Raw genomic sequence first — 14,194 nt, 5'->3', positions numbered from 1 at the left:
TCTAAATTCACCCAATACGATCAGTTACAATGAAGAGCAAAAGCAGTAACATTCCTATAAAAGTTTTTATTAGCTATATTGCTTTGGCAGCGCTAGTTTTTAGTGTTGGGTGGATTTTATATTCTGAAAACAAAGTGTTTTCCCAAGTGGAAAGCAAATTGAATTTAGAAGAAAACAAAGTTTTAAAAATCAGTAAACTTTTCTCAAATGTTTATAAGACGGAGAGTTTAGCACGAAGAACGATTCAATCGAACTCGGCTGGTGATTTCAAAAATTACCTCCTGGAAACGGATTCGCTTGGATTGCGTATTGACTCCTTAAAGACGATTGTTTCCAATGAATATCAAATTAGTTTATTAGATAGTGTTAACGTCTTACTTAGCGATAAGACCCGAAATATTAAGAAACTTCAAGTTATAAAAAGTCAAAATACAGACGAAGCTTCTGTTAAAAATGCAATTTCCGAATTAGACAAACTCGAATTTTCTTTAAGGAAATTACGTTTAAAGGATTTTCATAAAAATCCAGATAATCTGAGTTCGTACCAGCGAAATGTGTTGCAAAATTATGTAGCATACCTGAATAAAAACATTCCTGATGATAGCACCAATACGTTATCAAAAAAAGCATCTGACTCCTTACTTGCAGCATCAAAACGATTGTTAAATGGTGTAAAAATAGAGACCGAGAGGAAAAAAAACGCTTTAAACTTAGAGGAGAAGAAACTACTAAACAATGAAATATTAATTTCTGATCAACTCCGAAAAGTGTTGCACCTTATCGAGAGAGAGGTAATTGTTTACTCTATAAAAAACAATAATGAAAAGGATCAATCTTTAAAAAGGATAAACGAAATCGTAACCATAGCTGCAATAATTGGCTTACTCCTAACAGTTTTCTTCTCGATTTTAATTGCTAACGATTTTTCTAAAACGCAACTCTACAAAAAACAGTTAGAAGTTGCTAATTTTAAAACTCGTAACTTACTTAAAAGTAGAGAGCAGTTAATTTCAACCGTTAGTCATGATTTAAAAACACCCTTAAGCACAATAGCAGGTTATACTGAATTGCTTGATAATTCTACATTAACAACTAAACAAGCCTATTTTACGACGAACATTAAAAACTCTGTCGATTATATTAGCCGCTTGGTAAAGGATCTCTTGGACTTTTCTCAAATAGAGGCTGGTAAAATAGTGATCGAGGCAAAACCATTTTCGTTAAAAAACACCATCGAGACAGTATCTAAAAACGTCCAATATGTTTATTCACAAAAAGACATTAGGTTGGTTCTAAACGTCGAAGAGAAACTTAATCAGTCAATATTGGGAGATGAATTCAGGCTACAACAAGTTTTAACGAATTTAATTGGTAACGCTTACAAATTTACTAACGAAGGTTTTATTAATATCTCAGCAGAATTAATTCATAATAAAAACACGGTGCTACTCTCGATCAATGACTCGGGTATTGGTATCGAGGATGACAGTCAAGAGCTCATATTTGAAGAGTTTGCTCAAGCAAATGAAGCAATAGAAAAAACTTTTGGCGGCACAGGATTAGGACTTTCTATTTCTAAAAAAATAACTAATTTATTGGGTGGAGATTTATATTTAAAAGAAAGTTCTGCAAAAGGAAGCTGTTTTGAAATACGGTTACCAATTACTTTCGCACCTTCAAATCAAATTTTGCCAACCAAAAGTATAATCTACGTTCCTGAGGCACAAAACAAAACCATAATTATAGTAGACGACGACACTGATTTATTGCAATTAACCACTCAAGTTTTAAAGAGGTATTACAACGTTTTATCTTTTAGTGATGCCAAAGAAGCAATAAACACCATCAACAAAACTGCATTTGATCTCTTAATTACAGACATTCAGATGCCCGAAATTGACGGATTTGAACTTGTTAAAACTATTAAAAACAAGGATAACAATCAATACACATACCAACCAATAATAGCTATGACTGGTCGTACGGATTTAGCAAATAGTACTTATGAAAAAGCTGGTTTTTCAGTGGTGGTTAACAAGCCTTTTACACCTACAATCTTATTGCAAACGATTGATGCTATCTTTTTACAAAAAGCAATTCCCGGTCAGGATAAGATTGCGAATTGTAAGAACGTACCATTATTTTCATTAGAATCCTTGGGTTCCTTTTTAAACAATGACAAGGACGAAATAAGAAGTATTATTGAATCACTATTTGATTCAACGAAAACTAATTTAGTAATGCTTCAAGAAAATATAGAAATTTTGAACTTTAAAATGGTCAAGCAAGTAGCGCACAAAATGGGACCAATGTTCAGGCAAATCGAAGCAAATGAAATCGCTGGTATTCTACGAATTTTAGAAACCTCTGATTTAAATAAAATAGAAATAAGCGAGTATTATTTAAATCTAGAATCTAAAATTAATTATCTCTTCACTGAAATTAAAAAAGTGCTTTAACCAATATTGTACAACTTAATTTTATTGTAAAGCGTTTTTCTTGTTATTTTAAGCAGTTTAGCTGCCTCTGATTTATTGTTTTGTGTCTTTGCAAGCGCATTAATAATAACCTCCTTTTCGTTATCTGACAAAGCCAAATTAGAGTCATTGGACTGCTTTTCCTCACTTTGCTGAAAAAACTCTGACGGTAAAACGTGCTTTTCAATAAAATCTCCTTGAGTAAGTAATGTCGCTCTCTTAATGCAGTTTTGCATTTCTCGCAGATTCCCTGGCCAGGAATAATTTAGAAAAATCTGAACAACTTCGCTAGAAAAACCAATTACCTCTTTGCACAATTGCTCATTGGCTTTCGCCAAAAAGAATTCGGCAAAAATTATTAAATCTTCTGCTCGATCACTTAATGAAGGGGAAGCAATTGAAAATTCATTAATTCTATGGTATAAATCTTCTCGAAAATCTCCGTTTTTAACTGCTTCTCTTAAATCTTCGTTAGTGGCGGTAATTATTCTAATATCAACTGAAACTTCTTTATTGCTTCCTACAGGTTTAATCTTTCGCTCTTGTAAGGCACGCAACAACTGAACTTGATTTTCATATGTTAAATTACCTATTTCATCTAAAAAAAGCGTTCCCCCATTTGCCGCTTCAAAATAGCCAATTTTATCTGAGATAGCACCTGTGAACGATCCTTTTAAGTGTCCAAAAAACTCACTCGCTGCCAACTCTTTAGGAATTGCACCACAATCAACTGCAATGAAAGGTTTGTTATTACGACGACTATTTTCATGAATTCCTTTAGCTATAATTTCCTTGCCAGTTCCACTCTCCCCTATTATTAAAACCGATATATCGGTAGGACTAACCAACGTAATATGCTCTGCCAATTTCAAAGACGCTTGTGATATGCCTTTTATATAAGTAGTTTCTACTGGCTTTGCAGATGCAATAGGTGTGACTTTTTGGATTTTTTCAGCTGATGTTACTTCTTGAGCATTGGCGATAACCAACAGTACTTCATCTTGATTGAAAGGCTTCGAAATATAATCTGCAGCACCATTTTTGATTGCCTTTACTGCTGTATTGATTTCTGAATATCCCGTCATAAGAACAACAGGAATAGAAGGATCAAGATTTTTAAATTCCATCATTAATTCAATACCATCTGCATCAGGCAGACGCAAATCAATAAGTAGTAAATCAAAGGTCGTTTGTTGTATTACTAATCGAGCTTCTGAAGCAGTAAAAGCACTTATGACCTCATAAGCATTTTTGATTAGAAACTTTTCTAACATTTTACAAAATGAAATATCATCTTCAACAATTAAAATCTTTCGCATTCTCTCTTGTAATTTTCAGGCTAAAATAATACTTATAAAATTTTTTAGTCATAAAATTTTGTAAAAAAAAAAGTGATTGTAAAATACAATCACTTTTTAAAACCAAACATAAACCAAACCTATTTTTGGATGTAGTTACCATTGACATCTGCGCAAGCAGTAGCCTTCTGATCATACCCCGTATTTTTATTCTTGCTTTTGTATCCAGTTTCCATTTGCATCAGCAAATAAAGAACCTACTTTATCACCAACGGTGACGTCAAGCTTGTATTCTTTCGCCTCGTTAACGTATGCTTTTGACAACATAGCGTCTGGATATGCTTTCTTTAAAGCATCAGTGACAGCAACTGGCAATTCTTCAATTTTAATTTCGGTAAACTCATCAGTAAATAAAACTGATGTTGAAGTAGGATTTTCGATTACTGTATTAGCAGCAAAAGCGTTCAAACTTCCTAGTACTATAGCGGCTGATAAAATTATTTTTTTCATGATATAAAATTTAAGTTGATATTTAATTAAATTGTTCGTTCCTATTTCTGAATCCAGTTTCCATTTTCATCTGCAAATAAGGAACCTATTTTGTCTCCAACGGTTACATCTAATCTGTATTCCTTAGCTTCATTAGTATATGCTTTAGAAATTGTTGCATCCGGATAAGCTTTTTTTAATGCATCTGTGACAGCGACTGGCAATTCTTCAATTTTTATTTCGGTAAATTCTTCAGCGATTACAACTGAACTTACGATTGGATTAGTTGTAGCTGCAGTAGCTGCAAAAGTGCTCATACTTCCTAATAAAATAACGGTTGATAAAATTAATTTTTTCATGATTTAAGTATTTTAAGGTGTTTAATAATTATTTTCTCTTTAAACAATGAAAATATTATACCATAAAAATAACGCATCCATTATAATTAATAAACTACTGATATTAAGATGTTTAAATATTAATATTAGCAGCCGAAGGATATTTACTTGTGTATAAAAAGCACATTTGGTGTTTCTTTTTTACCCAACTACGATATATTAAATAAAAAAAGCTACACTTAGAAAAGTGTAGCTTTTTAATACTATGAAAATAAATTGATCTTATTCTGGATCATTCATTTTAAAGGTATCCATAAATGCTGTAGTGTAGTCACCCTCGATATAACGTGGATCGTCCATTAACTGTCTATGAAATGGAATTGTAGTTTTAATTCCTTCAATAACAAATTCATCTAAAGCTCTTCTCATCTTGCTAATTGCTTCTGCTCTTGTTTGAGCAGTCGTAATTAATTTAGCAATCATAGAATCGTAATTAGGCGGAATTGTGTAACCCGAATAAACATGTGTATCTAAACGAACTCCATGTCCTCCTGGCATATGAAGTGTTGTGATTTTTCCTGGTGACGGGCGGAAATCATTATAAGGATCTTCAGCATTGATACGACATTCGATCGCATGAAGTTGAGGCAAATAGTTTTTACCTGAAATAGGCACACCTGCAGCAACTAATATTTGTTCGCGAATTAAATCGTAATCAATAACTTGTTCCGTAATAGGGTGCTCTACTTGAATACGAGTATTCATCTCCATGAAGTAGAAGTTACGGTGTTTATCTACCAAGAACTCAACAGTACCTGCACCTTCATACTTGATGTACTCGGCTGCTTTTACCGCTGCATCTCCCATAGCCAGACGCAATTCGTCTGTCATAAATGGTGATGGAGTTTCCTCTGTTAATTTTTGGTGACGTCTCTGTACAGAACAATCTCTTTCAGAAAGGTGACAGGCTTTTCCATATGAATCTCCAATTACTTGAATTTCGATATGACGAGGCTCTTCGATTAATTTTTCAAGGTACATACCATCGTTACCGAAAGCAGCAGCAGACTCTTGACGAGCTCCTTCCCAAGCTTTTAATAAATCTTCTTCTTTCCAAACAGCACGCATTCCTTTTCCTCCACCTCCAGCAGTTGCTTTCAGCATTACCGGAAAACCAAATTCTCTAGACAATGTTAGTGCTTGTTCGTATGATTCTAAAATACCAACAGATCCAGGCACACATGGTACACCAGCTTCGATCATAGTCGATTTAGCCGAAGCCTTATCTCCCATTCTATCGATCATTTCAGGAGAGGCACCAATAAATTTGATTCCGTGTTCTTGACAAATTTTAGAAAATTTTGAATTTTCAGATAAGAAACCATATCCCGGATGAATTGCATCTGCATTTGTAATCTCGGCAGCTGCAATAATATTCGACATTTTTAAATACGATAAATTACTAGGTGCTGGTCCTATACAAACTGCTTCATCTGCAAATTTTACGTGAAGACTTTCTGCATCGGCGGTAGAATAAACAGCAACTGTTTTAATTCCCATTTCCTTGCATGTTCTGATTACACGTAGTGCAATCTCTCCTCTATTTGCAATTAATATTTTTTTAAACATCTTGTGTTAAATTTAAATTATGAATTTTAAATTTTAAATTATTTCAATAGAACAAAGTGACTTTCGAAATATATAATTTAAAATTAATTAAGATGGATCAACTAAGAATAAAGGTTGGTCAAATTCTACAGGAGACATATCATCAACTAATATTTTCACAATTTTACCTGAAATTTCAGATTCGATTTCGTTGAATAATTTCATTGCTTCAATTACACATAAAACATCCCCTTTTGCAATAGAGTTTCCTACTTCAACAAACATTGGTTTGTCTGGAGATGGTTTTCTATAAAATGTTCCAATGATTGGAGATTTTATTGTGATGTATTTTGACTCTTCCACTACAGGAACCTCAACAACAGTAGGAGTGGCAACTTGAGGAGCAATTGCTTGTTGCATCGGATTCTGGCTAGGCATTTGTTGTACGTAAGTAGTCTCCGTAACGTTACCTTCTAAAGTTGTTCTGATGGTGATTTTTACATCATCCATTTCTAATTTAACTTCTGCAACACCCGAATTTGCTACAAATTTGATTAGGTTCTGAATTTCTTTTAAATCCATGATTATTTCTTTTTTAGTTTAAATTTATTTTTTGTCGTATGCCCATTTTAAATAAATAGAGCCCCAAGTAAATCCGCCTCCAAATGCAGCAAAAATTACAGTATCTCCTTTTTTCAATAAATGCTCAAAATCATGAAGCACTAAAGGTAAGGTAGCAGAGGTAGTATTCCCGTACTTTTCAATATTCATTAAAACCTTAGATTCTTCTAAATTCATTCTGCTAGCGGTAGCGTCAATAATTCTTCTATTCGCTTGATGAGGAACTAACCAGTTCACGTCTTCATTAGTTAGGTTATTTCTTTTCAAAATTAACTCACTAGCATCAGCCATATTGGTAACGGCATATTTAAACACTGTTTTACCGTCTTGAATAATATTATGTCTGTTTTCGTTGATTGTTTTGATTGAAGTTGGGTTAAGTGATCCTCCAGCATCGATCTTTAAGAAATCGCGGCCCACACCATCACTTCTTAAATATTCGTCTTGTAATCCTAATCCTTCATAATTAGGCTCAAACAATACAGCACCAGCACCATCACCAAAGATAATACAAGTAGATCGGTCAGTGTAATCAACTATAGAAGACATTTTATCAGCACCAATAAGTAGTACCTTTTTATATCTTCCTGATTGGATATAAGCGGCTGCAGTAGACATTCCGTATAAGAAACTTGAACATGCCGCCTGTAAATCATAGGCAAACGCATTAGTTGCTCCAATGGCAGTCGCCACATATACCCCTGTAGAAGCTACAGGCATATCAGCAGTTGCTGTTGCCATAATAATCATATCAATTTCAAGAGGATCAATATTTGCTTTGGCAATCAAGTCTTGAGCAGCTTGTATAGCTAAGTAAGATGTTCCTTTGTCCTCGTCCTTGAGAATTCTTCTTTCTTTAATTCCTGTTCGGGTTGTGATCCACTCGTCATTGGTATCTACCATTGTTTCGAGCACTTTGTTTGAAAGTACAAAGTCAGGAACATAACCCCCAACAGCTGTAATTGCGGCTGTAATTGTATTCATTTTATTCGAATATTGTTTATCAAATCACCATTTGACAAAACGTTTAAAGGAGGTGAAAATTACAAAAAAAAATCCAAACCCCTTGTTTTAGAACTTCTTATTTGACGCAAATTATAAACAACAAAAAAACTCTCACTAGGTGAGAGTTCGAATATTGTTCACTAAAACATATTAAGCAACAGCTACAGATTTATCTATAACAACCTGCCCTCTATAATACATTTTACCTTCATGCCAGTAAGCTCTGTGGTATAAATGCGCTTCTCCTGTGATAGGACAAGTAGCGATTTGAGCTACAGTAGCTTTATAATGTGTTCTTCTTTTATCTCTTCTTGTTTTCGAGATTTTTCTCTTAGGATGTGCCATTTTACTATATTATTTATCCGTTAATAGTTGCTTTAATTTGTCCCAACGCGGGTCAATATCTTCTTCTTTATTTTCTTTATTATCTTCTTCATTTAGCTCTGTAACAGCTAACTCATTCAGTTTATCAAGTGCTTCAGTTTTTAAACTTCCGTCTTTCACACCAGGATGAACTCGTCTTAAAGGAACTGAAAGAACAATCATTTCGTAGATATACTGCGAAACATTAATCTCAAATTCACCAAAAGGAAGAATTAGTAACTCTTCATTATCATCATTGTACTCTTCTCCAAAACGAACAATTAAATTCATCTTACCTTTGATGGGTAAATCAAAATTCTCACCGGTCATATCACATGGAACATTAATACTTCCTTTGTGATTAAAACTCAGTTCGAGCATCGTGTTTTTTTTCTCTAAAACTACATTTACTTTGATGTCTGAATTTTCATATTCATCGTAATCAAAGATTTCAAAGAACGCATTACTAATTTGATACTCAAAATGATGTTTTCCTAGCTTTAATCCTATAAAAGGAATTAAATATTCTTTTGACTTACTCATTTCAACAAAATTTTGCCCTAAACTTCGGGAGTGCAAAGATATAAAATTATTACAAATCTAATAATCTTATTTATCTTTTTTTATTTACTACTATTTTTCTCTAACTCGAAGCGGTTTTTCACTGATTTCCTCATAGCGAATTCTACTTCGATAAATATCTATAGCGAGATAGATTGCTTCTTTGAATGAGTTGAAATCAGCTAAATCCTTGCCTGCAATATCAAATGCTGTTCCGTGGTCCGGAGAAGTTCTTATTCTATTTAATCCCGCTGTAAAATTGACTCCACCTCCAAACGACAAAGTCTTAAATGGTACTAGCCCTTGATCGTGATATGTAGCAATTACAGCATCATACTTTTCATATTGACCACTACCAAAAAACCCATCTGCTGGAAAAGGACCAAAAACTAAAGTTCCCTTTTCAAATATTTTTTTTATAGTAGGTGTTAAAAGAACATCTTCTTCAGTACCTATAACACCACCATCACCACAATGCGGGTTTAGCCCTAACACTGCAATTTTAGGCTTGTTAATGCTAAAATCCTGAATTAATGATCTCCTTACGGTTTCTATTTTTTTAATTATCAATTCCTCTGTTAAATGTGATGCTACCTCACTCAAGGGTATGTGATCCGTAAGCAATCCTACACGTAAATTATCATTCACCATCAACATCAGAGCATCGCCTTCTAATTCTTGATCTAAATAATCAGTATGACCTGGGAATTTAAAATCTTCAGATTGGATATTAAACTTACTTATAGGTGCAGTTACTAAAACATCTACAATTCCTTCTTTGAGAGCTGTCGTTGCGGCAACAAATGATTTTACAGCGTATTCTCCAATTTTAACGTCATTTACACCAAAGTTTAAGTCAACACCTTCTTTCCACAGATTCAGGACATTAATTTTTCCCGGAAGAATTTGGTCCAACTTATCAATACCGTGCAACGGCAAAGTTAAATTGAAGTTCTTTTTCACAAAAGACAACAGCTTCACATTAGCAAAAATCACTGGAGTACATAACTCTAACATCCGAGAATCCTCAAATGTTTTTAAAATAATTTCGCTTCCAATACCGTTTAAATCTCCTATTGAAATCCCAACGATTATATTTTCTGCTTTTTTCATCATGACCACGGGTTTTTATTGCTAATTTTGAAGTGCAAATTTAGTAAATTAAAATAAGAATGTTTACAGGAATCATAGAAACCCTTGGTACCATCCAAGAAATAAAGAAAGAACAGAACAACTTACACATCACAGTTGAATCCGCAATAACTACCGAGTTAAAAGTAGACCAAAGCGTGTCGCATAATGGTATTTGCCTAACTGTAGTTGCAACCAACAACAATGCGTACACCGTAACAGCTATTGACGAAACCGTTCAAAAAACAAACATTGGTAACTGGATTGTTGGAAACCAAGTAAACTTAGAAAGGGCAATGAAGCTTGGCGATCGCCTTGATGGACACATCGTTCAAGGGCATGTTGACCAAGTAGGCGCTTGCATACAAGCTAGTGAAACAAGTGGGAGCTGGTTTTACACTTTTGAATATGATGCATCTCTAAACAACTTGACCATTGAAAAAGGCTCTATTACAATAAACGGAGTAAGTCTAACCGTTGTGAATTCTAAAAAGAATCAATTTAGCGTTGCAATTATACCTTATACTTATGAGCACACTAATTTTAAAGAATTTAGCATTGGAACAAAAGTTAATTTAGAATTTGACGTTATTGGAAAATATGTTGCTAAGCTACATTCAAACAAATAAATTGCTTCAGCGCTAAAAAACAAAACCCTTAATCTAAGATTGAGGGTTTTGTTTTTATTTGTCTTTTGTTGACAACATAGAATCCAAAAAAGAGAGCTATTATAATAAGTACAAATACATAATCATCAATAGGCAAACCAGGCGGCGGCGGCGGCACAACAGCCCCTCTTCCTGTTGGAGAAGGCGGACCCGAAGCCGGAACTGTCCCAGCAAACACGCTCATCAATCCACTGAAAAAAATGAGTAGAGAATAAAGTTTATATACAAATACCTTCATTGTTTTCAAAAATAGTAAATTACCACACAAAAAAAAATCTAATTTAACTTAATCGGTTAAAAACATATCACCCCAGTTAAAAATACGATTTTTTGTACATATTGGTTTTACCTAAAAGTAAAAAACCCTTTAAATAAATTTAAAGGGTTTTTGTGTGGTCCCACCTGGGCTCGAACCAGGGACCACCTGATTATGAGTCAGGTGCTCTAACCAGCTGAGCTATAGGACCGGTTTAGAGTTTGCAATATTACTACTATTTTTCGTTTGCTCCAAATATTTTGATCATAGTTTTACACGAAAAGTATCGATTAAATCAAATAAAAAAGAAACTCATTGATTACTAGAATTATAAAAAAGCTTTTCCAAAACTATTTTATCTCTTGACACAATTCAATCAAAACACCATTCGTACTTTTGGGATGCAAAAATGCCACTAATTTGTTATCAGCGCCTTTTTTAGGGACTTCATTTAAAACAACAAAACCCTCATCCTTAAGCCTAAGAATCTCTGACTCTATATCTTCAACATCAAATGCAATATGATGAATGCCTTCTCCTTTTTTTTCTAAAAACTTTGCAATAGGGCTATCCATACTAGTAGCAGCAAGAAGCTCTATTTTATTGGGACCATTTTCAAAAAAGGAGGTCATCACCCCTTCACTTAGCACCTCTTCTTGTTTGTAGGACTGCACACCTAACAGCTTAGCAAATAACATATTTGAAACCTCTAAATCCTTAACTGCAATTCCTATATGTTCTATTTTTCTCATCATTTCAACTATTTTATTAGAAGCTTATTTATTTCCAAATCAAAATTACATAATAAAAATGTAAAATAACTGATCTCAGAATTACACCAGCAACAACCTCCTCTTAATAAAACGCCAAAAAGTTTTAATTCCAATAAATATAATCGTTATTTTGTAGCTTATAAATCCTGAATTTCATGTTGAGAAACGCTACTAAATATTTATTCTTTATCCTTATTGCGACTCTAGCTAGCTGTGCAAAAAGAGGAAGTATTACAGGTGGATTAAAAGACACTATCGCCCCTACTTTAAAAAATAGTTTTCCAAATAACTACAGCACTAATTTTAATAGCAAAGAGATTAAGTTAGTTTTTGATGAATACATAAAACTAAAAAATGTAAATAAGCAACTCGTAATTTCACCACCTCTTAAATACGAACCATTAATAACTCCACTTACCGCTACCAAATACCTTTCGATTAAAATAAAAGATACTCTAGCACCTAATACTACTTACAGTTTTAATTTTGGCCAAAGCATTGCTGATAACAATGAAGGAAACCCCTTAAATCAGTTTAAATATGTTTTTTCTACAGGCAACTATATTGACTCCCTATCGATAGGCGGGCATGTGAAAAACTCCTTAGAAAAAGAAACTGATGCCTTTGTATCTGTACTTTTATACGAAGTGAACGACAAATTCAACGATTCTGTGATATATAAAAAACCACCAAGCTATATCACAAACACTCTAGATAGTTTAAAAACGTTTAAGCTTGAAAATTTAAAAGCAGGTAAATATTTATTGATAGCCTTAAAAGATTTAAACGGAAATAACAAGTTTGACCCTCAGAAAGACAAAGTAGGTTTCTTAAAAAATTATATCTCTGTCCCTACTGATACGCTTTACGAATTAGAATTATTTCAAGAGAATTTACCCTTTAAATCTCTTAAACCTACACAAGCGTCCGCTAACAAACTACTTTTAGGATATGAAGGAGAGATGAATACAGTAACAAATCGTCCAACTGTACTATTAAAAAATAAAAACAAAATCGTAGAAACTATTGTTACTAAGTTCCCTCAAAAAGATTCATTACAAGTTTGGTTTAAACCAATCAAAGTCGACTCACTAGCTCTTTCTATAAAAATAGATAAGTATGACAAAGAATTTACCGTTAAATTAAGAGATCAAAAAAAAGACACCTTATTTATTAGTCCAAAATACAACGGGACATTAAACTTTAGAGATCGTTACTACTTAACAAGTAGTACGCCACTTGTGAAATTTGATAACTCTAAAATTAAATTAATAAATAAAGACTCTGTTTCCGTAGATTTCAAAACAATCTACGACGAATTTAATCAAGAATGGTTTTTTGATTTTGATAAAGAGGCATCACAAAAATATACACTTTCGCTCTTGCCCGGTGCCACAACCGATTTTTACGGAATCACCAATGATAGTTTGACTTTTAGAGCCACTACTAGACAATTAGATGAATACGGAAACTTAAGTGTGAATCTACAAAACGTTAAACGCTTCCCTATTATCGTACAAGTAACAGATGAAAAAGGAGAAGTCATAGCTAGTGAATACACTGACAGTAAAACTAAAGTTGAATTCAATCTACTAGAGCCAAATACTTTTAATCTTCGTGTAATCTATGATGACAACAAAAATAAAAAGTGGGATACTGGAAATTACCTTGAAAAACTCCATCCGGAAGAGGTAATTTATTTTTCCAAAACTATAAGGGACGTGCGAGCCAATTGGGATGATGTGGAGTTTTTTGATTTAAGTATCCCTTATACACCTGAAGTAAAAAAGAAAGAAATTCCTAAAAAAAATAACAGATCTAGTTTTTAATTATAAAAGCATCTTGATCTTTTAAAAAGTTCAGTTTTGCGCGTGTTTCCAGCAGCTTTTCACGATCAAGAGCAGCAAAATAGACTCCTTCAAATTCTGATGGCGTTATCAGATGCTCTCCCAACATATCAAGAGCTTGAGAATGACCTACGTATTCGTATGCATTAGCGTCTGCACCTATTCTGTTCACTGCAATTACATAGCTCATGTTCTCTATAGCTCGAGCAGTTAACAATGTATCCCACGCTTTAATGCGAGTTTTAGGCCAGCTCGCAACATATAGTAATAAATCATATTGTGCGTTTACATTACGCGAGAAAACAGGAAAACGCAAATCATAGCAAACAAAAGGACATATCTTCCAACCAAGGTAATCAACAATTAATTTATCCTTACCAGCAGTGTACACTTCATCCTCACCAGCTAGAGTAAACAAATGTCTTTTGTCATAAAACTGGATTTCTCCCGAAGGAAAAACGAACAACATTCGGTTATAAAAATTAGAATCGTCTTCAATTACAACACTTCCTGTTATTGCTGTATTTTTGGCTTTCGCCAAAGTTTGCATCCACTCTACCGTCCTACCTTGCATCGATTCCGCTACTTTAGTCGGATTCATCGTAAAACCTGTTGTAAACATCTCAGGAAGCACAATGAGATTCACATCATCACTAATTGCATTTATTTTTTCTTCAAAATAAACTCTATTAGCTTCTGGATTTTCCCAGATTAATTCGGCTTGGATTAAGGCTATGTTCATATTATATATTAATTCGC

Annotated in this window: 15 protein-coding genes and 1 tRNA gene; 3 read left to right on the top strand and 13 right to left on the bottom strand. The window is 33.6% G+C overall.

Annotation, left to right across the window (positions count from 1 at the left end; genetic code table 11):
* Positions 1-29 precede the first annotated feature (29 nt).
* Positions 30-2,459, top strand: coding sequence for an ATP-binding response regulator (locus H8R22_RS03830; RefSeq protein ID WP_187008852.1), 2,430 nt, complete (start codon positions 30-32; stop codon positions 2,457-2,459).
* Here the strand turns inward: H8R22_RS03830 and H8R22_RS03825 are convergent.
* From H8R22_RS03825 to pdxA, 9 genes are all read right to left on the bottom strand, one after another.
* Positions 2,456-3,796 (bottom strand): sigma-54-dependent transcriptional regulator, encoded by a 1,341-nt coding sequence (locus tag H8R22_RS03825; RefSeq protein WP_187008853.1) that lies wholly within the window; start codon positions 3,794-3,796, stop codon positions 2,456-2,458. The genes H8R22_RS03830 and H8R22_RS03825 overlap by 4 nt on opposite strands.
* Positions 3,797-3,982: 186 nt before the next feature.
* Positions 3,983-4,285 (bottom strand): hypothetical protein, encoded by a 303-nt coding sequence (locus H8R22_RS03820; protein WP_187008854.1) that lies wholly within the window; start codon positions 4,283-4,285, stop codon positions 3,983-3,985.
* A 41-nt stretch (positions 4,286-4,326) separates the two neighbouring features.
* Positions 4,327-4,623, bottom strand: coding sequence for a hypothetical protein (locus H8R22_RS03815; RefSeq protein WP_187008855.1), 297 nt, complete (start codon positions 4,621-4,623; stop codon positions 4,327-4,329).
* Positions 4,624-4,884: 261 nt separating this feature from the next.
* Positions 4,885-6,231 (bottom strand): acetyl-CoA carboxylase biotin carboxylase subunit, encoded by a 1,347-nt coding sequence (accC, locus tag H8R22_RS03810; protein WP_187008856.1) that lies wholly within the window; start codon positions 6,229-6,231, stop codon positions 4,885-4,887.
* Between the two features lie 87 nt (positions 6,232-6,318).
* The gene (accB, locus tag H8R22_RS03805) at positions 6,319-6,792 is read right to left on the bottom strand and encodes an acetyl-CoA carboxylase biotin carboxyl carrier protein (RefSeq protein WP_187008857.1); all 474 of its coding nucleotides are present in this window, start codon (positions 6,790-6,792) and stop codon (positions 6,319-6,321) included.
* Positions 6,793-6,816: 24 nt separating this feature from the next.
* Entirely contained in the window at positions 6,817-7,815 is a 999-nt protein-coding gene (locus H8R22_RS03800; protein WP_187008858.1) for a beta-ketoacyl-ACP synthase III, read from the bottom strand.
* 171 nt (positions 7,816-7,986) lie between these two features.
* A complete protein-coding gene (gene rpmF, locus H8R22_RS03795; RefSeq protein WP_007137315.1) occupies positions 7,987-8,181 on the bottom strand; it encodes a 50S ribosomal protein L32 in 195 nt (64 codons plus the stop codon).
* Between the two features lie 9 nt (positions 8,182-8,190).
* On the bottom strand, positions 8,191-8,742 hold the full coding sequence (locus H8R22_RS03790; RefSeq protein ID WP_187008859.1) for a YceD family protein: 552 nt from the start codon (positions 8,740-8,742) through the stop codon (positions 8,191-8,193).
* A 90-nt stretch (positions 8,743-8,832) separates the two neighbouring features.
* Entirely contained in the window at positions 8,833-9,876 is a 1,044-nt protein-coding gene (gene pdxA, locus H8R22_RS03785) for a 4-hydroxythreonine-4-phosphate dehydrogenase PdxA (protein WP_187008860.1), read from the bottom strand.
* A 56-nt stretch (positions 9,877-9,932) separates the two neighbouring features.
* Here pdxA and H8R22_RS03780 point away from each other — a divergent pair, with 56 nt between their 5' ends.
* Positions 9,933-10,520, top strand: a complete 588-nt coding sequence (locus tag H8R22_RS03780; protein ID WP_187008861.1) for a riboflavin synthase — start codon at positions 9,933-9,935, stop codon at positions 10,518-10,520.
* A 28-nt stretch (positions 10,521-10,548) separates the two neighbouring features.
* On the opposite strand, the gene H8R22_RS03775 is transcribed toward H8R22_RS03780, so the two are convergent.
* The 3 genes from H8R22_RS03775 to mce all read right to left on the bottom strand — a co-directional run bounded on the left by H8R22_RS03775 (position 10,549) and on the right by mce (position 11,567).
* Complete coding sequence (locus tag H8R22_RS03775; protein WP_187008862.1) at positions 10,549-10,743, bottom strand: hypothetical protein; 195 nt, start codon at positions 10,741-10,743, stop codon at positions 10,549-10,551.
* A gap of 209 nt (positions 10,744-10,952) precedes the next feature.
* A tRNA-Ile gene (locus tag H8R22_RS03770) sits at positions 10,953-11,026 on the bottom strand.
* Positions 11,027-11,165: 139 nt separating this feature from the next.
* Positions 11,166-11,567 (bottom strand): methylmalonyl-CoA epimerase, encoded by a 402-nt coding sequence (gene mce, locus H8R22_RS03765; protein WP_187009590.1) that lies wholly within the window; start codon positions 11,565-11,567, stop codon positions 11,166-11,168.
* Positions 11,568-11,743: 176 nt separating this feature from the next.
* On the opposite strand from mce, the gene H8R22_RS03760 reads away from it, so the two are divergent.
* Positions 11,744-13,417, top strand: a complete 1,674-nt coding sequence (locus H8R22_RS03760; protein WP_187008863.1) for an Ig-like domain-containing protein — start codon at positions 11,744-11,746, stop codon at positions 13,415-13,417.
* On the opposite strand, the gene H8R22_RS03755 is transcribed toward H8R22_RS03760, so the two are convergent.
* Positions 13,407-14,177 (bottom strand): amidohydrolase, encoded by a 771-nt coding sequence (locus H8R22_RS03755; RefSeq protein ID WP_187008864.1) that lies wholly within the window; start codon positions 14,175-14,177, stop codon positions 13,407-13,409. The genes H8R22_RS03760 and H8R22_RS03755 overlap by 11 nt on opposite strands.
* Positions 14,178-14,194: the final 17 nt, after the last annotated feature.

This window comes from Flavobacterium kayseriense (genome assembly GCF_014305095.1).
Taxonomy (GTDB): domain Bacteria; phylum Bacteroidota; class Bacteroidia; order Flavobacteriales; family Flavobacteriaceae; genus Flavobacterium; species Flavobacterium kayseriense.
The sequence above is the reverse complement of the archived record's forward strand: the minus strand, read 5'-3'. Positions and strand labels throughout refer to the sequence as shown.